Origin of the sequence: Nitrosomonas supralitoralis, assembly GCF_003011925.2 — a bacterium.
Taxonomy (GTDB): domain Bacteria; phylum Pseudomonadota; class Gammaproteobacteria; order Burkholderiales; family Nitrosomonadaceae; genus Nitrosomonas; species Nitrosomonas supralitoralis.
On the sequence record NZ_PXXU01000003.1, the window covers coordinates 98,254 to 121,563 of the forward strand.

The following is a 23,310-nucleotide window of genomic DNA, read 5'->3' on the forward strand; positions in this document are numbered from 1 at the left end:
AAGTACACTACCAAATATTTTGTAAAGTTTGCAGCGAGATCGCTTCCTTGAAACTGCTAACCGACTGTAGTTTAAGAACCATCTGAATACTTCGTTTTTACTTCGAACACGTAGTGGGATTTTTAGTGAATCAGCAATATAAACTTATCGCTGTGCTCGAAATGAAAGCTATTAAATGGCACGTGGCAGGATTCTAATAGATTGATAATGCTCAAATAAGAAAGTGCAAAGCACTTTATCTTAGAAGGGTACTTCTTGCCGCGCACTGCTTCCAACGCGCGGCCTTTGATGACACTCCGATCGGAGCTATGCGTTTTCCGGTTTGGACATACCTATTATGATTCGCAGAGACCGTCCAAGTATCGCTTGTGGTATGATTTTCTATCATAACTGGAGTATTGAGATGCGCGCTGTTTTTCTGGATTTTGGTTCCGTAACCCGCGGTGATATGAGTTGCGTTGCGTTAGAGCAGGCGATTTCGCCGTGGCAGTACTATCATGATTCCTCCGAGTCGGAGGTGCTGGAAAGAATCCGCGAGGCTGAGGTGATCGTCAGCAACAAGGTATTTATCGACCATCCGGCAATTGCTGGGGCCAAACATCTGAAGCTCATTTGCGTGGCAGCGACCGGGTATAATAATGTCGATCTCGCAGCCGCCGATGAATGCAATATTCCGGTGTGCAACGTGCGCGGTTATGCCACGTCTTCGGTAGTGCAGCACGTGTTTATGCTAATGTTGAATCTGGCACGCCATTTTGTGGATTATCATGCACTGGTGAAACGCGGCGGCTGGCAGGCCAGCAGGTTTTTCTGCCCGCTAGATTTCGATATACAGGAGTTATCCGGGAAAACGCTGGGAATCATCGGTTATGGTGATTTGGGTCATGCGGTGGCGAACGTGGCACAAGCATTCGGCATGCAGGTGTTGATTGCTGAGCATAAGGGCAAGCCGCCACGCCCCGGTAGAGCCGCGTTTGATGAAGTGTTACAGCAGTCGGATTTTATTACGCTGCATTGTCCATTGTCGCGAGAAACACAACACCTGATCAGCGGCATGGAGCTTGAATTGATGAAACCTTCAGCTTATTTGATCAATACTTCCCGCGGAGGCCTGATCAATGAAACCGATTTATTGCAGAGCTTATCTCAGGGTCAGATTGCCGGTGCTGCGATCGATGTAATCCAGGAAGAACCACCAAGCATGGATAATCTGATACTGCGACAGCGACCAGACAACCTGATTGTTACGCCGCATGTCGCCTGGGCCAGTCGGGAATCCAGGCAGCGGTTGCTGGATCAACTGGCAGACAATATCGAGAATTTTTTCCAGCATAAACCTTTTAATCAGATAACTAGTGCAGCTAGCAAGACTAAATAGCGAAAGATCACGAGAATACGAATCATGATGTTCCTGGCAATCTTACAATGGAATCTCTCCACGGACTCAAATTGCCGGTAGCGATTTTTAATTATCCTGTTCAATTCATTGAGTTACATATAGAACCTTCTGGTGTTGCTGTGAAATACTGGCTACCAGGGAAAATGGATAAATCACACACTGCATGTTTTCTATAAAAGCAAGAAGAATTAGGAATGTGTATAGATGTCGCGATAAGCAAGTCGCAGTTGCATAATTGATCAGGTTAAGCGGTAGATTGTCTTGAAAAGCTCGTCACTCCACTGTGATTGCAGATTTTCAGAATAAAAGAAGTTGAAATAATTGTCAGCTATCGATTGCTCTCTATCCGATATGTAGTACTCTGTTCGCCATTTCAAATTAATGCATGTATCCGCTACCAAGTAGCGCACACACTGGAGTTATTAGAATGCAGCACTGGATTTTTCTCTCAATCGCGATTCTCAGTGAAGTGATTGCAACTTCATTTCTTAAGACGTCTGAAGGATTTACCCGCTTGTGGCCATCGGTAGTAGTGGTTGTGGGTTATCTGTTGGCTTTTTATTTGCTCTCGCTGACGCTCAAAACTATTCCAGTCGGAGTAGCTTATGCCATTTGGTCCGGTGTCGGATTGGTGTTGATTGCGCTGAGCGGGTGGATTTTTTTCGGGCAGTCGCTGGATATCCCTGCTGTGATTGGTTTGATTCTAATCGTTGCGGGAATTGTGGTAATCAACATGTTTTCTCGGACTGTTTCGCTCTGAACCTGTTTAATCAAAGATCTTGGGGAGTCTCTGAATAACTGTCATTTCGTGTGCGGCGAGAAATTTATGCTGTTTTTGCTAAACATTCTTCACTACGTTCGGAATGACAGATGTAACTTATCCATGGTTTACTTAATCGACAGGGAACTCCTGCCACGAGAAAATAACTCCTGCCAACGGCGGCAACGTAATTTCCAACGAATCGGAGAATCCCATCCAGGGTATTGGCATGCTGGTAATATTGCCTAAATTGCCGACATTACTGCCACCGTAATAAGTTGAATCGCTATTAAAGATTTCTCGATAAATTCCGGCAGTTGGGACACCGATGCGATAACCGATGCGGGGTACAGGAGTGAAATTGAGAATGACCAGTACAAATGATCCGTCCTTGGCACGTCGTAGGTAGCTGATTATCGATTGCTCAACATCCTGGCAGTCGATCCAGTGAAAACCTTCAGCAGCAAAATCAAGTTGATGTAGAGCCGGAATATTTTGATAACAATGATTCAAGTCCCGGACAGCAGTTTGCACACCGGCATGTAAAGGTTGCTCCAGTAGATACCAGTCGAGTTCGTGCTTAACGCGCCATTCGTGTTGCTGGGCGAATTCATTGCCCATGAAATTGAGTTTTTTGCCTGGACAAGTCATTTGGTATAACAATAACAATCGCAAATTTGCAAATTTTTGCCAGGCATCTCCGGACATTTTGTTCCACAGTGAGCCTTTGCCGTGTACCACTTCATCATGCGAAAACGGTAACACAAAATTTTCGGTATACGCATAGAGCTGGCTGAAAGTCAGCTGTTCGTGATGATAGCGACGGTAGATCGGATTTTGCTGCATGTAAGATAGCGTATCGTGCATCCAGCCCATGTTCCATTTCATCGAAAAACCTAAACCGCCGACATAAGTAGGGTGCGATACACCCGGCCAAGCAGTGGATTCTTCCGCCAGTGTCAGTGCGCCAGGAAATTCTCCGTGCACCATGATATTCAGTTCGCGAAGAAAATCAATCGCTTCTAGATTTTCTCGTCCGCCATATTTGTTGGGCAACCATTCGCCATTCTTGCGTGAGTAGTCGAGATAGAGCATCGAAGCCACCGCATCGACACGCAATCCATCTAAATGAAATTCGGATAACCAATAATGAGCGCTGGATAAAAGGAAGGACTTTACTTCATTGCGACCAAAGTTGAAGATATATGTGCCCCAATCCTGATGAAAACCAAGGCGAGGATCCTCGTGTTCATACAGAGCAGTGCCATCAAAACGCGCCAGCGCGAAAGTATCCTGAGGAAAATGTGCGGGTACCCAATCCAGGATTACACCGATTCCCGCTTGATGGCAGGTATCTACGAAAAATCGGAAATCATCCGGTGAGCCATAACGGCTGGTAACAGCAAAATATCCCGTTGTCTGGTAGCCCCAGGATTCATCCAGCGGATGCTCCGAGACAGGCATCAGTTCGATATGGGTATAACCCATTTCCTGCACGTAAGGCAAAAGATGGGTTGCTAATTCTCGGTAACTATAAAAACGTCCGTCTGGATGCCGCTTCCAAGAGCCGGCGTGAATCTCAAAAATATTCAGCGCTGCATGCATCCAGTCCCAAACCTTTCTACGAGCCATCCACGTGGTATCCTGCCAATTATAGGAGTCTTCTGTGGGTATTAGTGCTGCGGTATTGGGACGTAATTCATATTGTTTGGCGTAGGGATCTGTTTTGACGAGAATTTCACCACTATTGCAATTGCGAATTTCAAATTTATAATGAATGCCGGGTGGTAATTCCGGAATAAATAATTCCCATACACCGCTGGCGTGATGCGCCTTCATTGGGTGTATTCTGCCATCCCAGCGATTAAAATCTCCTACTACGCTGACGCGCTCGGCATTCGGAGCCCATACCGCGAAGCGCATGCCATCAACATCGGAATTCCTGGTCGGCTGAACTCCAAGCATGCGATAGGCCTGCCACAATTTGCCTTGATTGAATAAATACAAGTCGTGATCAGAAATTTGCGGCGCAAAAGCATAGGGATCATATGCTTCATAGACGGTATGCCGCGTGTTTTTTTCTTCAATGCGCAGTCGGTATGGCATGGCTGGCATCAATTTGCCCCGCCATTCGAAAATTCCTTCGGGATGAATGCGTTGCATTGGCTCAAAGCCGATCGATGTTTTGATCCATACCTGCGCATCAAAAGCACGAAATACACGCACCACAATTTGATCATGATCCCTATGTAATCCTAAATACGCATAGGGATCATGGAGTTGTGCGTTGAGCAGTGCATTTGACAGAAAATTATTCTTGCTCGTGGTCATCACCTTTAATAAGAGATTAGCTGATTAGTCTTGGATTATAACCTGTCTTAACTTTGACAAAAGGCAATTAAACCTGAAGCAATCTGTGAGAAAGTGTCATAAATAAGATAAGATAAGCGCAAAAACGCAAAAGGGTCACAAATTGCCAATGGATAAAATTGAACCTAAACATGCAAATGAATCCCAGGCGGAGTACAAAACAAGTAGCCGCTTTCATAACAATATCTCTCATGAAACGCTCGCTTTAATATTAGCCGGTGGGCGAGGTAGTCGTTTACATCAAATGACAGACTGGCGTGCGAAACCCGCCGTTCCTTTTGGTGGGAAATTCCGCATCGTTGATTTCCCTCTGTCCAATTGTGTCAATTCAGGTTTTCGACGTATTGGCGTCGTGACACAGTATAAAGCACAAAGTTTAATTCGCCATATTCAACATGGCTGGAGTTTTCTCGATGGGCGTTTTAAGGAGTTTGTCGAATTGCTTCCTGCGCAACAGCGAACTGTCGAAGAAACCTGGTACCAAGGCACAGCGGATGCAGTATTTCAGAATATCGATATATTGCTGCGCCATAATGCGAAATATGTATTGATTCTGGGTGGGGATCACATTTATAAAATGGATTACAGTAAGCTGCTGGCTGAACATATCGAAAAATGCGCGGATATGACGGTGTCTTGTCTCGAGATTCCATTGCAAGAAGCAAGTGCTTTCGGCGTTCTGGGCGTCAATGATCAACGCCAGGTAACCAGTTTCGCTGAAAAACCGGCCCATCCAGTGCCGATGCCCGGTCAAGCGGGGAAAGCACTGGTAAGTATGGGTATTTATGTATTTAATGCCGATTTTCTTTATAAACAATTAATTCGTGATCACCAGGATCATGATTCATCCCATGATTTTGGTAAGGATTTGATTCCATATTTGGTGCCTCGTTATCGCGTCTTTGCTCATCGGTTCATGAACAGCTGCGTTAATATGTCATCTGGGATACCGTATTGGCGTGATGTTGGAACGGTGGATGCATACTGGGAAGCCAATGTCGATTTGATTTCCGTTACACCACAGCTCAATCTGTACGATGATGATTGGCCAATCTGGACACACCAGGAGCAACTGCCTCCGGCAAAATTTGTTTTTGATGACGACGATCGTCGTGGTCAGGCATTAGATTCATCCGTATCAGGTGGTTGTATTATTAGTGGCGCAACTGTTCGTCGCTCTTTGTTGTTTTCCAACGTAAAAGTCAATAGTTACAGCTATGTGGAGGATTCGGTCATACTTCCCAATGTGGAAATTGGTCGGCATGCGCATCTGCAACGTGTGGTGGTTGAAAAGCAATGCGTGATTCCTGAAGGATTAACCGTTGGGATTGATCCTGAGGAGGATCGCAAGCGATTCTACGTTACCGAGAAAGGCATTACATTAATTACATCAGAAATGCTAGGGCGGGATATACATAAGATATGTTAATGAATGATTGAGTTACCGTTTCAAATTAATGCTTAGCGAAACAGGGTGTGGTGCTGGTTGATGATCAGTTCATGCCAGAAACTTAACTGGCTCAGAAAGCTCCTATAACTATTAACTTAACAAAGATTGTTTTTTTATGAAGCAAATAAATCTTGTCTTGTTGTGGCATATGCATCAACCGGACTACCGAGATTATGTCACTAATGAATTTGTGCTGCCATGGGTGTATCTGCATGCCATTAAGGATTATACCGATATGGCGTACCACTTGGAGATGCACCCAAAGACCAAAGCGATTGTCAATTTTGTGCCGGTACTGCTGGATCAGCTAGATGATTTCACTGAACAATTTTCCACCAAGCAAATACGCTGCCCTTTATTGCGTCTATTGGCAACACCCGAGCTCGAAAATATCACGATGCAGGATCGCCTGTATATTATTGACAGCTGTTTTCTCAGTAATCATGAGAATATGTTGCGACCATATCCAGCTTATAAACGCTTGCACGAACTCTACCAAGTCTTCAACAAAGTAAGCGAGCGTGAATTAAAGTATCTTTCCGGGCAATATATGGCTGATTTATTGGTTTGGTATCATTTGGCATGGATGGGGGAAAGTGTACGAAGAAACAACGAGTTTGTAATGAAATTGATGGCTAAAAACCAAGAGTTTAATTTTGAAGATCGACTGCAGCTCTTTACTTTAATCGGTGAATTAATTCAGGATCTGATTCCGCGCTATCGAAAGCTTGCTGAATCAGGTCAGATTGAATTATCCACCACCCCTCATTATCATCCACTCGCGCCGTTACTGATTGATTTTACTTCTGCGCGAGACAGTCAGCCCGATATTAGCTTGCCCGAGCACAATATTTATCCAGGTGGACGTAATCGTGTGGCATTTCACTTGTCGTCCGCAATTTCCAGCCATGTCCAGCGTTTTAATGAAAAACCTGCCGGCGTTTGGCCTGCTGAAGGAAGTTTATCAACTGCATTAATAAAAATTCTGGCGGAACAAGATTGTCAGTGGAGTGCAAGCGGGGAAGGTGTGCTGGTCAATAGTTTACGTTCAGCAGATCCTGATACGACCCTCTCAGATCGCAATCACTATTTATATCATCCCTACCGGATTGCTGGAGAAGCAAAAGACATTATCTGTTTTTTTCGCGATGATCAATTATCCGACTTGATCGGTTTTGAATACTCCAAGTGGTTTGGTCGTGACGCCGCAGAAAATTTTATACAATCTTTGGAACATATCTATCACAATACATCTACTGAGGAAAATCCGGTCGTCAGTATTATACTCGATGGAGAAAATGCCTGGGAATCATACCCGTATAATGGTTTTTATTTTCTTGATGATTTATATCAACTGCTTGATGATCATCCATATATCCATACCACGACTTATCGAGATTATCTTGCACATGTTGAGATCAATACTATTGAAACATTGCCTGCGCTGTCGGCTGGCAGCTGGGTGTATGGAACATTCTCAACTTGGATTGGGGACAAGGAAAAAAATTGCGCATGGGATATGCTCTGTGCAGTCAAACTTAGTTATGATCTGGTGGTGCAAGGTGACCGATTGTCTGAAGAAGAAAAAATACAAGCCAGTCGACAATTGGCATCTTGTGAAAGCTCGGATTGGTTTTGGTGGTTCGGTGATTACAATCCGGCACATTCGGTAGCCAGCTTCGATCAGTTGTTCAGGAAAAATCTGATGAACCTTTATCATTTGCTTAAACTGCCGATACCCCCAACAGTTCTCGAGCCTGTTAGCAAAGGTAGTGAATACACTGAAACAAGCGGAGCGATGCAGAGATCCTCCTCAAGCACTGATTAATGCAAATCACATTTTTTCAGGATTGAAAAGGGAATCTGGGTTGCCTTGGTTCTTAACGATACCGGAGTCATTGAATGTCACAACGTGTTTCGCTACTTTTGGGTGTTCATGCTCATCAACCCGTTGGTAATTTTCCCGATGTATTGAGGGAAGCACATCAGCGCTGTTACAAGCCTTTTCTGCAAGTACTTTATCGCTATCCGAATTTTCGCTTTTCCTTTCATTTTTCAGGTTGGTTGCTCGATTATCTGCTGCAACATTTTCCTGATGATATGGCATTGCTGCATAAAATGGTTGCGCGTCGGCAAGTGGAGTTGTTTGGCGCAGGTGATACCGAGCCGGTATTGGCGGTCATTCCGAACCGGGACCGCATTGGGCAAATTGATATATTTTCTAATAAACTGGCAGAAAAGTTTGGTCAACGTCCGCAAGGTGCATGGCTGACTGAGCGTGTTTGGGAATCCACGGTTGTTCCGGCGTTGGTAAATTGTGGGATTCGCTATGTCACTGTTGATGATTACCATTTTCTGTGTGCCGGTAAAACACCAGAAGAATTAAATGGTTATTTCACTACCGAGGAAGATGCTCATAAACTCGATTTATTCCCAATTTCTGAATCCTTGCGCTATAAAATTCCTTTTTCGCCCGTTGAAGAAACCATCGCTTATCTGGAATCATTGGCGGATCAACGTTTGCCAAATACCAGCGCTGCGGCGATTTATTTTGATGATATCGAGAAATTTGGTATCTGGCCGGAAACCTATCATTGGGTATATGAGAAAGGCTGGCTTGAGCATTTTATCCAGAGTGTGCTGGCTTCAGGTAAGATCTGTACCCAGCATTACAGCGAATATCATGCCAGTGAAAAAACCCGTGGCATCGTTTATCTGCCCACCGTATCTTACATAGAAATGAATCAGTGGACGTTACCTGCGCATTCTGCCAGTATTTACGCAGAGCTTTTGCAGCAGGCCAAGGAAAGTGGCTGGTATGAATACAAGAAAGCTTTTATACGTGGCGGCATTTGGAAGAACTTTTTTTCTCGCTATCCAGAATCCAATTGGATGCATAAGCGCATGTTGGGGCTTTCTGCACGACTGGTTGAATTACCGGCGCCACAACGTACCAGCCAGATGCAGCAGAAACTTTACGAATCTCAAGCCAACGATGCTTATTGGCATGGCTTATTTGGGGGATTGTATCTCCCGCATCTACGGCGTGCAGTATACAATGGCATTGTTGAACTGGAAGCATTGCTCGACACCTGTGCTCCGCGTCCTTCGTATTTTACCGAAGATACTGACCTGGATGGCGTGGAAGAAGCGTACCTGCAAAATGGCGTGCTGCAGGCAGTGCTGAAATTAGACGGTTTTGCCAGCATTTGCGAGTTGGATGCCTATCTGTTGCGCCATAATTTTGGCGATACCTTGCGCAATCAAGTCGAACACTATCATCAGAAAATTCAACCAGGACAGCTTGATTCAAGCAGCAATGCTAGGAGCGGCATTGCTTCGGCGCACGACAGAATCAGTTATAAACATGAGATCAATGCCGAAGACATTGTTGCCGATGATCATCCTCGCAGCTTGTTTGTTGATCGCTTGAACGGCATATTTATTGTTTACCGATCAGTAGCCTCAGCACTGGAGAATAACCATTTTCAATCTGAAAATACTGCCTATCCGATTCATAAACAAATCATGCTGGATCAAAGTCGGTTGCAGGTCAATTATCATTTTACCGCCAAGCTGGAACATGGATTCAGTACCGAAATCAATTTTGCCATGCCAAGTTGTGATGGCACGGGAGGACGTTATAAGTATCAGGGAGAAATTCTTTGTGGCTTCGGTGAATTGCTTGAATTAACTGATATGACTGAAATAACATTAGAGGATGATACGTTAGGCGGTAGTGTTGTGTTAAGAACGTCACATCCGATGGCATTACGTGCCCACCCGCATTTCTCGGTATCGCAATCTGAGAGCGGGTTTGAGAAAATTATGCAGGCAACAACTCTCGTGTTGGAATGGTCGGTAACAGCTCCGGAATTAATCATTACACTGGAGATCAATGCCCGATAGTTGTATTCCATTTATTACTCATTATATTCAGTAACTCAAACAAACGCTATGTCTTCTCTTACGCAATCATCTGCCTGGCTAGACTTGCAGGCACATCAATCCGTTATGGCGCAACAACATTTGCGCGAATTATTTCAACAGGATCCGCAACGTTTCGAGAAATTTTCTCTGCATTTCAACACTATTCTGATGGATTGCGCCAAGCAGCCGATCAATCAGGAAACCGTTAATTTATTGCTGGCATTGGCACATCAACAGAAACTAAAAGATTGGATTGTGCGCATGTTTGCGGGAGAAAAAATCAATTCGACCGAACAGCGTGCGGCGCTGCATACGGCGTTAAGGGGTGATCAGCCCATTATGGTTGATGGTTTGGATGTGATGCCGGATGTTAAGCGCGTGTTGAAGCAGATGGAGCGTTTCTCGGTTGCGATTCAAACCGGAGAGCGCCGAGGTTATACCGGGAAAAAGTTTACTGATATTGTCAATATCGGTATCGGTGGATCGGATCTGGGGCCAGTAATGGTGACCGAAGCACTCAAACCTTATTGGCTGAACGGCATCGTGCCACACTTTATTTCAAATGTTGACGGCGCACAACTAGCAGGTGTTTTGCATCAGCTTGATCCGGCGACGACGCTTTTTGTTATTGCTTCGAAAACGTTTAGCACTCAAGAAACTCTGACCAATGCGCATTCCGCGCGGGAATGGTTTTTGTCCCAAGGCGGCAATGAAAAAGATGTCGCTCGCCATTTTGTCGCAGTCTCAACCAATCGCTCTGCGGTGGAAAAATTTGGCATTGATACGGACAACATGTTTGAATTCTGGGATTGGGTCGGAGGACGCTATTCATTATGGTCAGCCATTGGATTACCGATTGCACTGACCGTTGGGATGGATCATTTTTATTCGCTGTTGACGGGTGCGAGAGCTATGGATCAGCATTTCGCTACTGCACCATTCGAGAAAAATTTGCCAGTCATGCTCGGTTTAATAGGTATCTGGCACATCAATTTTTTTGGTACAACTTCGCACGCTGTGCTGCCGTATGATCAATCGCTTCACCGTTTTTCAGCTTATTTGCAGCAACTGGAGATGGAGAGTAATGGCAAGCGCATCACTCGCGGTGGGGAAGTAGTCGATTATTCCACCGGAACAATTGTTTGGGGTGAGCCTGGAACCAATGGACAGCATGCTTTCTACCAACTATTGCATCAAGGTACGCAAACCATTTCGGCCGATTTCCTCGCGCCTTGCCAAAGTCATTATCCAATGGGTGACCATCATCATTTGTTATTGGCGAATTTTTTTGCTCAAACAGAAGCACTGATGGCTGGCAAGAATGAACAGGAAGTACGTGCCGAACTTGAACTGCAAGGTATGTCGGCTGAATCCGTGGCGCAACTGCTGCCGCACAAGATCTTTCCCGGCAATCGTCCGACTACATCGATATTATTCAAGAAACTTGATCCCCAGACATTGGGTTCGTTGATTGCCTTGTATGAACATAAAGTGTTTGTGCAAAGCGTGATCTGGAATATCAACCCGTTCGATCAATGGGGTGTGGAGCTGGGCAAGCAGCTTGCCGGAAGAATTCTAACCGAATTGGAACCTGTGGGTTCAGCGACAGCGCATGATACATCCACCAATGGATTAATCAATTACTTTAAGATAAATCAGTAGAACTATCACCTATGCCGCGATCTCAAGAACTTCGTGTTCTGTTTATCACTCCTGAAGTGTACCCTTTATGCAAAACGGGGGGGCTGGGTGACGTCAGCGCAGCATTACCCGCTGCATTACGTGCGTTACACAGCGATGTGCGGCTGTTACTACCCGGCTACCCACAAGTTATCGCTGGGGTCAAATATAAATCCAAAGTTGCTGAATTCAACACATTGTCACAGTTTCCACCCACTTCATTGTTGTCGGCGCGATTATCGTTGAGTAAAACCGAGAACATTCCGGTGTTCGTGATCGACTGCCCCGGGTTGTATAATCGCGAGGGAGGACCTTACTTGGATGCGTTTGGCCATAATTGGCCTGATAACGCATTACGTTTCGGCCTGTTGTCAAAAATTGGCGCCATACTGGCCAGTGATATCAGTCCGATCGCCTGGCGTCCGCACATAGTGCACTGCAATGACTGGCAAAGTGGACTCACCCCGGCTTATTTGCATTTTCATGCGGGGGAGAAAGCAGCCACGATGATGACCGTTCATAATCTGGCATTTCAAGGCATTTTTCCACCTGGAAGCGTGGTGCAGTTGGGGTTGCCATCGGATAGTCTGGATATCAACGGGGTAGAATACTATGGTAATTTTTCTTTTCTCAAAGCGGGGTTGTACTATGCCGACCAGGTCACTACAGTCAGTCCCAATTATGCCAAAGAGATACAAACTGAACCGCTGGGCTTCGGCTTTCAAGGATTGTTGACCGCTCGTCGTCCTGATCTCACCGGTATTATCAATGGGATAGCTACCACTGAATGGGATCCTGCAACAGATCGTTATTTGGTCAAAAACTACAGTAGCAGTAATCTGTCGAATAAAGTGGCTAATAAAACTGCGCTGCAACGACAAATGGGATTAGCAGTTAACGCGAATATTCCTCTATTTGGCATTATCAGCCGTTTGAGCCATCAGAAAGGGATTGATCTGCTGATCCAGATTGCACCACAATTAATAAAAATACCCGCACAACTGGTTGTGCTTGGTAGTGGCGATGCCGAACTGGAACATCTGCTTTTCATGCTGGCACAAACCTACCCTGAGTCAATTGCAATGCATATCGGTTTTAACGAAAACTTGTCTCACCTGACAGAGGCCGGTCTTGATTGCTTTCTGATGCCATCACGGTTCGAGCCCTGCGGATTGAATCAGATGTATAGCCAACGCTATGGTACTCCACCAGTAGTTCATGCCACGGGAGGATTGCTCGACACGGTTGTGGATTGCACCTCCGTTACACTTGCAAATCGCACTGCCAGCGGCTTCGTGTTCCACCCATTGACAGCGGCTAACTTACTGGACACGATAAAACGTGCAACGCATGCCTATCACAATAAAAAGACCTGGAAAAACTTGCAGGAAAATGGCATGGCTAAAGATTTCAGCTGGAATGCAAGCGCGATAGCCTATCAAGAACTTTATCGGTTACTGTTAAGCTAAGGCACGATTAATTTAATAGGATTCAGTGTTATGAAAATCACGCTAAGCATTCTATTTGCCATTTTACTGCTTTCCTGCATTGATCATCCGCTAGAGCCGCCACTTCCACCCGCTGCAGTGAGTGAAGTACCGGAAAACTGGGAGCAGGCGCAAGCTGGAAGATATCAAGAGAAATCAAACTATATTCAGTCTCATCAAGCCGCTTACGATTGGTTTGGCAATTTTGCTTTTAGCGAAGTCGATGGCATTCCTTATATCGCATTGAAACTCTTGCCCAAGCTTGCACCGGAATTATGGGGAGGTGAAGAAAATTTTCTTGATGTGGTGGGTCTGTTTATTGATGAGCGACAGCAATCCTATCCCATTGCACGCGGCATTGGCTTTAGCGGTTTGTCTCGCACTGAGGCGCAGGGCAATATCGATTATGCATCATTCACCTGTGGCGCCTGCCACATCGGCCGTGTACGACTTGAAAACGGTCAAATAGACTATCTCGATGGCGGCGTGAATATGACTTTCAATATTGCGTTATTCCGCGTCAAGTTATATCAGACCTTACAAACAGCCTACGCGGGTGAAACCAGTGACAACAAATACCAACTGTTAACGCAGAAGTTGCTTGATGCATTGGATGCGGTTCAGAAAAACAATCCGCATTATTTTTATAACAATTTCCAGACAGGCAATAGAAATTTTGACGCTGACTACGAAGCTGCGCAGATTGCCTTGTTCAAACAAGATGCTGTGCAAACAATCAAGCAGTTTGCGCAGCGTGCCGAAGCTGAATACGAAGGTTTTGGTGCACTAATCGCCAAGAACTACGAAGGTCTTGAATCAGAAATGCTGGCTGGTTTTCCCGGAATGGCGGATGCGACGGGGTTGAGTGCCATCAATGGCTATGTCAGTCTGCGCAAGATTCCAGTTGTTAAATGGTTTGCCAGTGTCTCACTTCCGCCGCAGCCGGGCATTACCGATTTCATGTCAGTATGGGAACAAGATAAGCGCCGTACAGGCTGGGATGAAGGTCATAAAAGACTCATCAATGGTGGCGGTCAATGGAATGGTAATGTGCCGATGCCTATCTACCGCAACCTGATCGCGATGCTGACCCTGGGGCTGGAAAAAACCGATGTGCGGGTAGCTGCATTTGCCGAAGAACTGCTCGATGGCTTACCGGCCAGCCCTTATCCTTTTAATGTGGATATCGTGCAGGCTAAAAAGGGGCAAGCGCTATTTGCACAACACTGCGCCGATTGCCATCAACCTAAAAATGGTAAAGTGTACGACAATCTCGGTACCAGCATGAAAAGGGCCTATGTGGTCGGAACGCTGCTAAATTATGCCGCACGCAAACAATTGTATGCAAACTGTGCACCGGATACTTCCATTCAGTTGGCTGGTAAAGATGTCAAGCCCTGTGCCGAGTTTGACGGTATTTCTCTTGAGGGTAAAAAAGACTTGCTGATGTCGCCCAATAATGAACATCATGGCTACAATGCCCGACCATTAAGCGGTATCTGGGCGCAAGCGCCCTATTTGCATAATGGCACGGTACCGACTATTTATCACTTACTAATTCCGGAAGAACGCCCCACCAGCTTTATCAAAAGCCGCCTCGATTACGATTCCCAATATCTCGGTTTTTCCTGGAATTCTGAACAAACAGTCAATCAAAACGAGGGCTATTTGTTTCAGGTCAACGTGATCCCGGCTTTGAGCAACAAAGGGCACGATAAGGATATTGTGGAAGGTGAAAAAACTTATCGCCTCAATTGGTCTGGTGACAAACAAAGCGCTTTTGCTATTATTGAATATTTGAAGACTTTGTGATCACATACTGAATAAGTCGGTGTGTGATTGCTGTTATACAAAAGAGTAAAATAATTTATAGCAAGCAGAGAGGACGACCTCATCGCTCCAATTCTTTCAGGGGACTGTTCCATTACTCGGAAGGAGTGTATATGGTTTGGGTTATTCTTGTTGCCGCGGGATTGTTTGAGATTGGTTGGGCCATCGGATTGAAGTATACGGAAGGTTTTACGCAATTGTGGCCCACGATTGGGGCAATTTTCGCGATCATCGCCAGTGTTTGGTTGCTGGGCATTGCTATACAATCGCTTCCGGTTGGCACTGCTTATAGTATCTGGGTAGGCGTGGGTATGATTGGCACGGTGATTCTCGGAGTCGTACTGTTTGGCGAACCTGTGAATGCGGCACGCTTAATCAGCGTTGCTATTATTATTTTAGGCATCGTTGGCCTCAAACTCACAACACCGGATTAATAGCCTCACTCATTGCTGAGAATAATGGCTCGATGATCGTGAATGTTGCAAGACACAAATATTCTAATATCAAGGAGATAACATGTCAGGCGCATTGATTCAACCCTACATCATGTTTGGCGGGCGCTGCGAAGAAGCACTGGAATTTTATCGCACTGCACTCGGCGCACAGATTGACATGTTGATGCATTTCAAAGACAGTCCGGAACCGTCGCCCCCAGGCATGCTTCCGCCGGGATTTGACAATAAAGTGATGCACGCTAGCTTTCGCATCGGCGACAACGTGCTGATGGCTTCGGATGGATGTGAAGAAGGTCAGCAATACAGTGGCATTTCACTTTCGATCTCGGTTGCTACGGAGGATGAAGCGGAGCGTTTCTTTACCGCGCTATCCGATGGTGGCCAGGTGCAAATGCCGTTAGCCAAAGCATTTTGGTCGCCGCGTTTTGGTATGCTTACCGATCGTTTTGGTATCAGTTGGATGATCAACGTCGTGGTTTGATGGTTACCTCTAATCAATGAGCAACTGATCTGCAGTCAACAGCCGCGCTTGTTGGTTTCTGGAATCGTGCCGAGGGTATTTGCAATCACTCTTGCGGGTTGCTCAACCCGGCAACTTTATACCATGTTCAGTCGTGGCAATGTAAGGAGTGTGACCGGTTGATGGACCAGCCAGATCGTGATCGTTGCCTGCCGGATACAGGTAGTTCGTATGTAACGTACAAAATGCAATCCGTGGTCGGAGACATGCAGAAATGACACCAATATGAACTTCGAAGAAATGAGTGATCAGCAAATATGGGATATCGCTAATCCCATCATGGACAACTTGATGGATGCTTCAACCCATATCAATCATGCCAGGCATGTCCGGGATTTTACTGAGCGGATGAAAGCCATCGTGACCCCGGAGTATTTTCAACGTATTTGTCAGCAGTATCAATCCGAAAAAGGATATTTTTCCAATCGTAAGTCTGTTGCCTTATTCAGACGTCCGGACTCAGCAGCCATTGTGTGGAAACAATCGTTCACGAAAGTATCGGGTGAATACGTTGCAGAGATGGTGTTGGTATATAAAAACGGAAAGTATTTGGTTGATCATGTGATGGTTTTTTGAGCAACTGATTGAGGTTCGAGTGTGCGAAATGCTGTGCAGCCCGGTGAGTTCAGACATTAAACGAAGGACATTTGTATGCTGACCCATTATGAACCGGTGGAATATTCCAAATTGGTTGGAGAACGAAGTGATTGCAAGAGACATATGCTGTGTTTATTGCGGTATTCAGTTCGGTTCGGGTAGTGCCAGAAAATCAAAGGCCTCGTGGGAGCATATCACCAACGATGCACGGATCGTGACAAGAGAAAACATTGCCCTCTGTTGCGTTTCCTGCAATGCAAGCAAAGGGACAAGGTTGCTGGATGACTGGATTGCGTCGCCCTATTGCCTAAACAAAAGCATTACCCCGCAGTCGGTCGCTGACATTGTCAAACAAGCTCTTCCACAACCACCGGGATATCCCTAAGAAATCACCTGATTCAGTTTGTATCAGCACCAATGCCCAAAATTCGCAAGCGTAGTGAGGCCGCTAGTAAAGCATCTGACGCTATGTCATTCGGCAAGAAGCCACGCTACATTGGAATAATTATCACATCAATCCAGTATTTTGCTATATTCCCAGCTTTATTCCTGCGTTACGGTTATCTCATTGGAACATTCATCTGCATCAGTAAAATCAAGTGAAAAAAGGGATCAAATCCTGCAAGCTCTGGCGGTGTTGTTGGAACATCCACAGAGAATCAAGATAACCACTGCAGCATTGGCCGTGCAACTGGGGGTCTCGCAGTCATCCATATATCGCTGTTTCTCGAATAAATCGCAAATGTTTGAGGCACTGATAGAGTTTATTGAAAAGACATTGTTTGTGTTGATTAATAAGATTCTGCAGGAAGAACATTCGGGTACGAAAAAGATTGAGAATCTATTGCTGTTATTGTTGGGATTTTCGCAAAAGAATCCGGGTATGACGCGGATTCTGGTGAACGATGTCTTGATCAATGAAAATGAGCATTTGCAACTGCGTGTTAATCAGTTGCACGATAGATTGGAGGCTACTTTGAAACAAGCACTTCGTTTTGCTGCTTCTGAGGGGCAGATTAATAGGAATGTGGATGTTACGGCGCGAGCTAATTTATTGTTGTGCTTTGTGATCGGTCGCTGGTATCAATTTGTTAAAAGTGAGTTTGAGCGTGATCCCCTGACAGACTGGGAAGTTCAGCGACTGACTTTGTTGCCATCTGAGTTGCTCTGAATCCGAATGATTTAACTCATTACCTGGTAGAGGTTTTTGTAGGCACTGATGTGCGACATATCGGACACGCCGGATCTTTTGGTAAATTGGTGGAATGCCAATTCATCGTGAGGCCGTCGAGTAATAACAAGCGGCCATTTAAACTTGCGCCAATATTCAACAGGATTTTTAATGCTTCTGCAGCTTGCATTGAACCGATGATACCTACGATCGGTGAGAAAACGCCCATGATAGCGCAAGGCATATCTTCTTGATTGCCGATGTTTGGGTATAGGCAGTGATAACAAGGGCTGTCGTCATGACGCAGATCAAACACGCTGATCTGGCCGTTAAAACGCACTGCGGCTCCAGAAACCAGGGGTTTTTTATTGCTGATACATGCCTGATTGATATGATACCGTGTATCGAAATTATCACTTGCGTCTATCACTACATCTACTTCTGCTGCAAGTTGTAGTAATTTTTCGGCACCTACTTGCTCATGAATGGGAGTGACATTGATTTCAGGATTGATTCTAATCAGTGATTGTTTGGCTGATAGAACTTTTGCAAGACCGATCGACTGGCTGTCATGCATTATTTGTCGTTGCAAATTAGTCAAATCAACTTGATCGCCATCGCAAATGATCAGATTGCCTACTCCGCTGGCGGCAAGATAAAGCGCGATAGGGGAACCTAATCCGCCTGCTCCGACAATTAATGCGCGTGAGTGATTAAGCTTTTCCTGCCCCGCAATATCAATTTGCGGAAGCAGGATATGGCGGCTGTACCGAAGCAGTTGATAGTCATTCACAATCCTTTAATCAACTGTTAATCAGCTATCACTTTCATCACTCTTTTTGGGTGGGGATGAGGGGATGCCCTTAAAGTAATTCATGGCTTGTTTTAACAGTTGGTCTTCTTCAGAGCCGAATTCGATAGGAGCATTATCTTTTGTATCTTTGTTCTTTTTATCTTTCTTGTCACCCGCAGGTTTTGATTCTTTTTTCTTTGTTTCAGAAATTGCTTTCTTTTCAGTTTTTTTGCCATTAGACAAATGACGATTCAAATCTGATTCACGCAGACGCTGCTCGTCGCCGTTGTCTTCTTCGTCTAAAATATCAGGCGTAATACCCTGTGCTTGAATGGATTGACCATTGGGCGTGTAGTAACGTGCGGTTGTTAATTTTATCGCTGTATTGTTTCCTAACGGCAATATAGTTTGCACTGATCCTTTGCCAAAAGTCTGTGATCCCATAACGATGGAGCGTTTGTGATCTTGTAAAGCGCCTGCAACAATTTCGGACGCTGAAGCGGAGCCACCATTGACCAACGTAATCATGGGTACGGTTTTGACTTCAGAGGGTAAGCCTCTTAAATAATCTTTATCAGGTCCGCGCAAATAAAACTCCGGACTGGCATGTAATTTCATTTTCGCATCGGGACTACGTCCTTCAGTGTACACAACCAGTGCATTATCCGGCAAAAAGGCAGCCGAAACTGCAACCGCTCCATTAAGTAATCCTCCTGGATCATTGCGCAAATCCAGTATTAATCCTTTCATTTCTCCCTTGTTTTCACTAAATAGAGTCCTGAGTGCTTGCGCTAGATTCTCGCCAGTTTGCTCCTGAAATTGCGTGATGCGAATGTAGGCGTAGCCGGGTTCAAGCATTTTAGATTTGACACTCTGAATTTTTATGATGTCACGTACTAAGTTAAAAACTAGCGGTTCTGCTTCACCTTCTCGTACAATCGTAATTTTTATCGGAGTTTTTGGTTTGCCGCGCATAAGCTTGATCGCATCATTGAGTGTCATGCCTTTTACAACAGTGTCATCCAATTTAACGATCAGATCGCCAGTTTTAATGCCGGCACGAAACGCCGGGGTGTCTTCAATCGGTGAAATTACTTTTACCAGACCATCTTCCATAGTTACCTGGATGCCAAGTCCGCCGAACTCACCTTGAGTTCCTATTTGCAGTTCCTTATATTCGTCTTTATCAAGATAAGAAGAATGGGGGTCCAATCCAACAAGCATGCCATTGATGGCTTCAGTAATCAGTTTTTTGTCTTCTACAGATTCGACGTAATCACTTTTGATACGACCAAAAACCTGAGCGAAGGTACGTAATTCTTCGATTGGTAATGGATGTATAGACTCGATATTTTCTTTTTTGGCAATAGCGGAGAAGTTCAAACTGAGCATAATTCCAGCGATTACCCCAATTAGAATTAAACCCGTTTTTTTGATTACATTACTCATGATGCTATCTCCGCACTGATCAAATTTGTGTAAATGGTTTGCCGCACTCATTCTATTTTTATCCACATCAAAGGATCAAAAGGCTTACCCTTATGACGTAGTTCAAAGTATAAACCTGAATCTGCATTACCACCGCTATTTCCTACGATTGCTATTGTATCGCCGCCGCGGATCAAGTCACCTACTTGTTTATGAAGTGTTGTATTATTACCATAAAGGCTCAAATAGTTGTTTCCATGATCCAGAATTATCAAGTTGCCAAAGCCTCTCAGCCAATCAGCAAATACAACTCTGCCTCCTGAAATGGCTTTAACATCACTTCCCTTAGGCGCTTGTATAAACAAACCTTTCCACGTTATATGCTTACCTGAACGTTGACCGCCAAAAGTATGAACAAGTTTCCCTCGCACAGGTAAATTTAATTTGCCTTTGAGTGATGGGAATGGAATGTTTGCTGTTGAAGTGTCTGGGAGCTTATTATTAATCTGAGTGTTGTTACCGGATTTCTCCTGAATAAGAAATTTGTTAATCTCATTCACTAAACGAGTGATACGTTTTTCGTCATTTTTAAGCTTATTAAGCTCTTGTTGTTTAAGTGTAATATTTTCTGACACTCGTGATAGTATGTTTTTCTGTTTGTTCTTCTCTTGTTCGAGCTTTTTGCGTTCATTGTAGTATTCGGTTTGGATAGCGGTAATTTGCTCTTTCTTATGCCGACTCGATTCAGTGAGTGCCAGAATTTCGTATTGATTCTTTTTAAGATTTGTAATGCTGTTTGAGCGAGCGAGTGCGAATTGTTTGTAGTAATGGGCATCTCGAGCAATTTGATTTGGATTATGTTGATCCAACAGTAAGTGTAAAGAATTTTGCTGTCTTCCAATATATTGTTGATAAAGCAATTTTTCTAGTCGATTTTGTTCGGCTTCAATTTCCTTGTTGATCAATTGGTATCGTGTCTGTAATTGTTTGTATTCCTCAACGGCTTGTTGGTCATCTGCAAGGAGTTTGGTTATTTTCCGGGAGATATCTTTAATTGCTTGTTCAGCTTCACGTAATGCATTTGTTGTATCCTGTCTTAGTGATTCTTTGTTTGCTAGATCTTTTTGTAGTAACTGAATACGTTCACGCAACAAATTAAGATTTTCTTGATTGTTTGAAAACGCTGGAAGCGGAAAAATAAGCGTCAGCGCGCATGCCAGCAGCAGTGAATAAGCGTACTGCATATGAATCAAATTAAATGTATTCGCTTCTAGAAAGATGTGAATTATTTGAATTAGTGCAATATTTCTTACGCATACGTTCCTAGAATAAAAGAATGGCTATGTTTTAAGCAGTTGATTTTCCCTGATTAGCTACAGTCTGCATTGCCTTCTGGATCTCGTCTGGATTTCCAAGATAATAATTCTGGATTGGCTTTAGATTATCATCCAGTTCATATATTAATGGGATGCCGGTTGGAATGTTGCAATTGAGAATGTCGTCATCTGAGATATTATCTAAATATTTAATAAGAGCTCTTAATGAGTTTCCATGTGCGGCAATAATGATGCTCTTGCCAGCCTGGATCTGAGGTGCAATAGTTGTGTTCCAATAGGGTAAAAACCTAGTCACCGTATCTTTAAGGCACTCAGTCAATGGAATATCATCATGCGCTAAGTTTTTATAGCGTGGATCGGATCCAGCATAACGGCGATCATCAGTGTTCAATGCTGGGGGTCTAATATCATAGCTTCGTCTCCAGATCAGCACTTGCTCGTCACCATAACGTGCTGCTGTTTCAGTTTTATTTAAACCTTGAAGCGCACCGTAATGTCGTTCATTCAATCGCCATGTATGTTCTATCGGAATCCACATCTGATCCATTTCATCCAGCACTATCCATAAAGTTCGAATGGCACGCTTGAGAACAGAGGTATAGGCGATATCGAATATAAACCCTTGCTCACGCAAAAGTTGTCCGGCATTTTGAGCCTCTTGAATGCCGTCTGGTGTTAGATCAACATCTGTCCAACCCGTAAATCGATTTTCTTGATTCCAAGTACTTTCTCCGTGGCGCAGGAGAACAATTTTTTTCATATTGACCTTTTAACGAAAAGCAGAATGAATATATAAAGCAGGCATAAAGAAGCATTTTATTATATTTTTAGCCTGAAACACAGTATATAACCGATACTTTTGTACTAACGCGAATGATTCTCATAAACAGTTTTTATTGTAAAAAGTGTTACCAGACTCAATTTATCGGTCATTTAAATAATAGAATAAAGAAGAACCAATTGAGGAATACTCATTGCCAAGTCAATAACTACTTGCGTCTACAAATATTTTAATTTCGATTAATATTCTGAATATTTTGTTATACAATCCCGAGCTTAATTTATTCTTTGTGTTCGGGTGAGATAACTGGGCATACATCAATAGGCTGAGTTTGCAGATCAATACAGATATAAAATTGGAGAAAATATGAAGGCAGCTTCTAGGAATATTTGGGCAACGGCATTAGGCAGTATGGTTTTGGCTTCGTTGCTGGCGTTACCTGTGCGCGCGCAGTTGATGCTGGCACATGAAGGGCATCATGATGCTGGTGGCTGTGTGATTAAAACGGGCGAATTTCCAGTAACATTTAGCGCATATGAGGTGCCTGAAGGTGGTATACCGCCGATGCACTCGTTTTGCGAAAATTTACCTAATATTGGTAAAGTGAATTTAACCGTTGAATTGCCGCAACAAGCGCGTGAAATGCTTTTAGCTGTTCGCTTGGTGAAAGAAGGACATGATGGGCATAGCGAAGACCAGCATAGTAGCGCTGCTACAGATCAAAAAACAGCGGATACTGAAGACCATTCTGGTCATGAAGGTATGGAACATGACGAGCATGCGGGGCACGGAGTCACTGAGCATGGCGTCGTGTATATGCCTCCTGAGATGCATAGATCAGGAATTATTGTGGTCGCAGCTAATATCCAAGAGAAAGGTCAGTACGCAATTCAATTGGAAAGAAAGGATGACGCTGGTAATGTTAAGACTGTAGTGAAAATTCCGCTAAACGTTGGGAAAGGTGGTCATGGCAGTCATGGCGGTGGTTTTGGATTAATGGAGATTGCCCTATTGGTTGCAGCGGGCGGTGGTGCTGCATTTTATTTCTTACGTAGGAAAAAAGCATCTGAAGCGTCAGCATAGCTTGGTTGTGATTACTTGTCACATTGGCCGCTGCAATATATTGAATCGTCAAAATGAGCGATGGCAAGTGGCTCCTCATGCATTGTTTTGTCTGTCCAAAACCCTTGACAGTGCAAGGTTGACTCAGTAGTCTACTTAAGAATTGCTATCTGTGAAAGTTGAGATGGATGGTTTGAGAAAGGGCTGTGATACAAAGTGGGGACAGCCTTTTTGAGTGGCCAAGAAATTTAGTAGAGAGC

Annotated in this window: 19 protein-coding genes; 14 read left to right on the forward strand and 5 right to left on the reverse strand. The window is 44.3% G+C overall.

Going from position 1 to position 23,310, the window contains the following annotated elements; translation table 11 throughout:
* The first annotated feature begins 337 nt into the window (after positions 1-337).
* Both C7H79_RS01655 and C7H79_RS01660 read left to right on the forward strand, forming a co-directional pair.
* The gene (locus C7H79_RS01655) at positions 338-1,378 is read left to right on the forward strand and encodes a 2-hydroxyacid dehydrogenase (RefSeq protein ID WP_242447085.1); all 1,041 of its coding nucleotides are present in this window, start codon (positions 338-340) and stop codon (positions 1,376-1,378) included.
* 448 nt (positions 1,379-1,826) lie between these two features.
* The gene (locus C7H79_RS01660; protein WP_106705558.1) at positions 1,827-2,159 is read left to right on the forward strand and encodes an SMR family transporter; all 333 of its coding nucleotides are present in this window, start codon (positions 1,827-1,829) and stop codon (positions 2,157-2,159) included.
* A 132-nt stretch (positions 2,160-2,291) separates the two neighbouring features.
* Here C7H79_RS01660 and glgB read toward each other — a convergent pair whose 3' ends face one another.
* The gene (gene glgB / locus C7H79_RS01665) at positions 2,292-4,490 is read right to left on the reverse strand and encodes a 1,4-alpha-glucan branching protein GlgB (RefSeq protein WP_106705559.1); all 2,199 of its coding nucleotides are present in this window, start codon (positions 4,488-4,490) and stop codon (positions 2,292-2,294) included.
* Positions 4,491-4,638: 148 nt separating this feature from the next.
* Between glgB and glgC the strand changes: the two genes are divergently transcribed.
* From glgC to slmA, 11 genes are all read left to right on the forward strand, one after another.
* Complete coding sequence (gene glgC / locus C7H79_RS01670) at positions 4,639-5,958, forward strand: glucose-1-phosphate adenylyltransferase (RefSeq protein WP_106705560.1); 1,320 nt, start codon at positions 4,639-4,641, stop codon at positions 5,956-5,958.
* 136 nt (positions 5,959-6,094) lie between these two features.
* Positions 6,095-7,807 (forward strand): glycoside hydrolase family 57 protein, encoded by a 1,713-nt coding sequence (locus C7H79_RS01675; protein WP_106705561.1) that lies wholly within the window; start codon positions 6,095-6,097, stop codon positions 7,805-7,807.
* Between the two features lie 74 nt (positions 7,808-7,881).
* On the forward strand, positions 7,882-9,888 hold the full coding sequence (locus C7H79_RS01680; RefSeq protein WP_106705562.1) for an alpha-amylase/4-alpha-glucanotransferase domain-containing protein: 2,007 nt from the start codon (positions 7,882-7,884) through the stop codon (positions 9,886-9,888).
* A gap of 48 nt (positions 9,889-9,936) precedes the next feature.
* The gene (gene pgi / locus C7H79_RS01685; protein ID WP_106705563.1) at positions 9,937-11,571 is read left to right on the forward strand and encodes a glucose-6-phosphate isomerase; all 1,635 of its coding nucleotides are present in this window, start codon (positions 9,937-9,939) and stop codon (positions 11,569-11,571) included.
* A gap of 11 nt (positions 11,572-11,582) precedes the next feature.
* The gene (gene glgA, locus C7H79_RS01690; protein ID WP_106705564.1) at positions 11,583-13,058 is read left to right on the forward strand and encodes a glycogen synthase GlgA; all 1,476 of its coding nucleotides are present in this window, start codon (positions 11,583-11,585) and stop codon (positions 13,056-13,058) included.
* A gap of 30 nt (positions 13,059-13,088) precedes the next feature.
* Complete coding sequence (locus C7H79_RS01695; protein WP_106705565.1) at positions 13,089-14,888, forward strand: c-type cytochrome; 1,800 nt, start codon at positions 13,089-13,091, stop codon at positions 14,886-14,888.
* A 131-nt stretch (positions 14,889-15,019) separates the two neighbouring features.
* Positions 15,020-15,340 carry a DMT family transporter gene (locus C7H79_RS01700; protein ID WP_106705566.1) on the forward strand — a complete coding sequence of 107 codons (321 nt, stop codon included), beginning with the start codon at positions 15,020-15,022 and terminating at the stop codon, positions 15,338-15,340.
* An 82-nt stretch (positions 15,341-15,422) separates the two neighbouring features.
* A complete protein-coding gene (locus C7H79_RS01705; protein ID WP_106705567.1) occupies positions 15,423-15,842 on the forward strand; it encodes a VOC family protein in 420 nt (139 codons plus the stop codon).
* A gap of 264 nt (positions 15,843-16,106) precedes the next feature.
* The gene (locus C7H79_RS01715) at positions 16,107-16,457 is read left to right on the forward strand and encodes a hypothetical protein (RefSeq protein ID WP_106705568.1); all 351 of its coding nucleotides are present in this window, start codon (positions 16,107-16,109) and stop codon (positions 16,455-16,457) included.
* 88 nt (positions 16,458-16,545) lie between these two features.
* Complete coding sequence (locus C7H79_RS01720; RefSeq protein ID WP_172592320.1) at positions 16,546-16,863, forward strand: HNH endonuclease; 318 nt, start codon at positions 16,546-16,548, stop codon at positions 16,861-16,863.
* Between the two features lie 183 nt (positions 16,864-17,046).
* Complete coding sequence (gene slmA / locus C7H79_RS01725) at positions 17,047-17,649, forward strand: nucleoid occlusion factor SlmA (protein ID WP_242447086.1); 603 nt, start codon at positions 17,047-17,049, stop codon at positions 17,647-17,649.
* Between the two features lie 19 nt (positions 17,650-17,668).
* Here slmA and C7H79_RS01730 read toward each other — a convergent pair whose 3' ends face one another.
* From C7H79_RS01730 to gpmA, 4 genes are all read right to left on the reverse strand, one after another.
* The gene (locus C7H79_RS01730) at positions 17,669-18,442 is read right to left on the reverse strand and encodes a HesA/MoeB/ThiF family protein (RefSeq protein ID WP_106705571.1); all 774 of its coding nucleotides are present in this window, start codon (positions 18,440-18,442) and stop codon (positions 17,669-17,671) included.
* A 21-nt stretch (positions 18,443-18,463) separates the two neighbouring features.
* Positions 18,464-19,891, reverse strand: coding sequence for a S41 family peptidase (locus C7H79_RS01735; protein ID WP_106705582.1), 1,428 nt, complete (start codon positions 19,889-19,891; stop codon positions 18,464-18,466).
* Between the two features lie 47 nt (positions 19,892-19,938).
* Complete coding sequence (locus tag C7H79_RS01740; protein WP_106705572.1) at positions 19,939-21,114, reverse strand: murein hydrolase activator EnvC family protein; 1,176 nt, start codon at positions 21,112-21,114, stop codon at positions 19,939-19,941.
* A gap of 103 nt (positions 21,115-21,217) precedes the next feature.
* Positions 21,218-21,967: a 2,3-diphosphoglycerate-dependent phosphoglycerate mutase gene (gene gpmA / locus C7H79_RS01745; RefSeq protein ID WP_106705573.1), complete on the reverse strand. Its 750-nt coding sequence runs from the start codon at positions 21,965-21,967 to the stop codon at positions 21,218-21,220.
* A gap of 387 nt (positions 21,968-22,354) precedes the next feature.
* Here gpmA and C7H79_RS01750 point away from each other — a divergent pair, with 387 nt between their 5' ends.
* Positions 22,355-23,071: a hypothetical protein gene (locus tag C7H79_RS01750; protein ID WP_106705574.1), complete on the forward strand. Its 717-nt coding sequence runs from the start codon at positions 22,355-22,357 to the stop codon at positions 23,069-23,071.
* Positions 23,072-23,310: the final 239 nt, after the last annotated feature.

What these genes read in the sequence shown, in the direction of transcription:
- C7H79_RS01655 (WP_242447085.1), top strand. Translation starts at nt 338, where the DNA reads ATGATTCGCAGAGACCGTCCAAGTATCGCTTGTGGTATGATTTTCTAT.
- C7H79_RS01660 (WP_106705558.1), top strand. Translation starts at nt 1,827, where the DNA reads ATGCAGCACTGGATTTTTCTCTCAATCGCGATTCTCAGTGAAGTGATT.
- glgB (WP_106705559.1), bottom strand. Translation starts at nt 4,490, where the DNA reads ATGACCACGAGCAAGAATAATTTTCTGTCAAATGCACTGCTCAACGCA.
- glgC (WP_106705560.1), top strand. Translation starts at nt 4,639, where the DNA reads ATGGATAAAATTGAACCTAAACATGCAAATGAATCCCAGGCGGAGTAC.
- C7H79_RS01675 (WP_106705561.1), top strand. Translation starts at nt 6,095, where the DNA reads ATGAAGCAAATAAATCTTGTCTTGTTGTGGCATATGCATCAACCGGAC.
- C7H79_RS01680 (WP_106705562.1), top strand. Translation starts at nt 7,882, where the DNA reads ATGTCACAACGTGTTTCGCTACTTTTGGGTGTTCATGCTCATCAACCC.
- pgi (WP_106705563.1), top strand. Translation starts at nt 9,937, where the DNA reads ATGTCTTCTCTTACGCAATCATCTGCCTGGCTAGACTTGCAGGCACAT.
- glgA (WP_106705564.1), top strand. Translation starts at nt 11,583, where the DNA reads ATGCCGCGATCTCAAGAACTTCGTGTTCTGTTTATCACTCCTGAAGTG.
- C7H79_RS01695 (WP_106705565.1), top strand. Translation starts at nt 13,089, where the DNA reads ATGAAAATCACGCTAAGCATTCTATTTGCCATTTTACTGCTTTCCTGC.
- C7H79_RS01700 (WP_106705566.1), top strand. Translation starts at nt 15,020, where the DNA reads ATGGTTTGGGTTATTCTTGTTGCCGCGGGATTGTTTGAGATTGGTTGG.
- C7H79_RS01705 (WP_106705567.1), top strand. Translation starts at nt 15,423, where the DNA reads ATGTCAGGCGCATTGATTCAACCCTACATCATGTTTGGCGGGCGCTGC.
- C7H79_RS01715 (WP_106705568.1), top strand. Translation starts at nt 16,107, where the DNA reads ATGAACTTCGAAGAAATGAGTGATCAGCAAATATGGGATATCGCTAAT.
- C7H79_RS01720 (WP_172592320.1), top strand. Translation starts at nt 16,546, where the DNA reads ATGAACCGGTGGAATATTCCAAATTGGTTGGAGAACGAAGTGATTGCA.
- C7H79_RS01735 (WP_106705582.1), bottom strand. Translation starts at nt 19,891, where the DNA reads ATGAGTAATGTAATCAAAAAAACGGGTTTAATTCTAATTGGGGTAATC.
- C7H79_RS01740 (WP_106705572.1), bottom strand. Translation starts at nt 21,114, where the DNA reads ATGCAGTACGCTTATTCACTGCTGCTGGCATGCGCGCTGACGCTTATT.
- gpmA (WP_106705573.1), bottom strand. Translation starts at nt 21,967, where the DNA reads ATGAAAAAAATTGTTCTCCTGCGCCACGGAGAAAGTACTTGGAATCAA.
- C7H79_RS01750 (WP_106705574.1), top strand. Translation starts at nt 22,355, where the DNA reads ATGAAGGCAGCTTCTAGGAATATTTGGGCAACGGCATTAGGCAGTATG.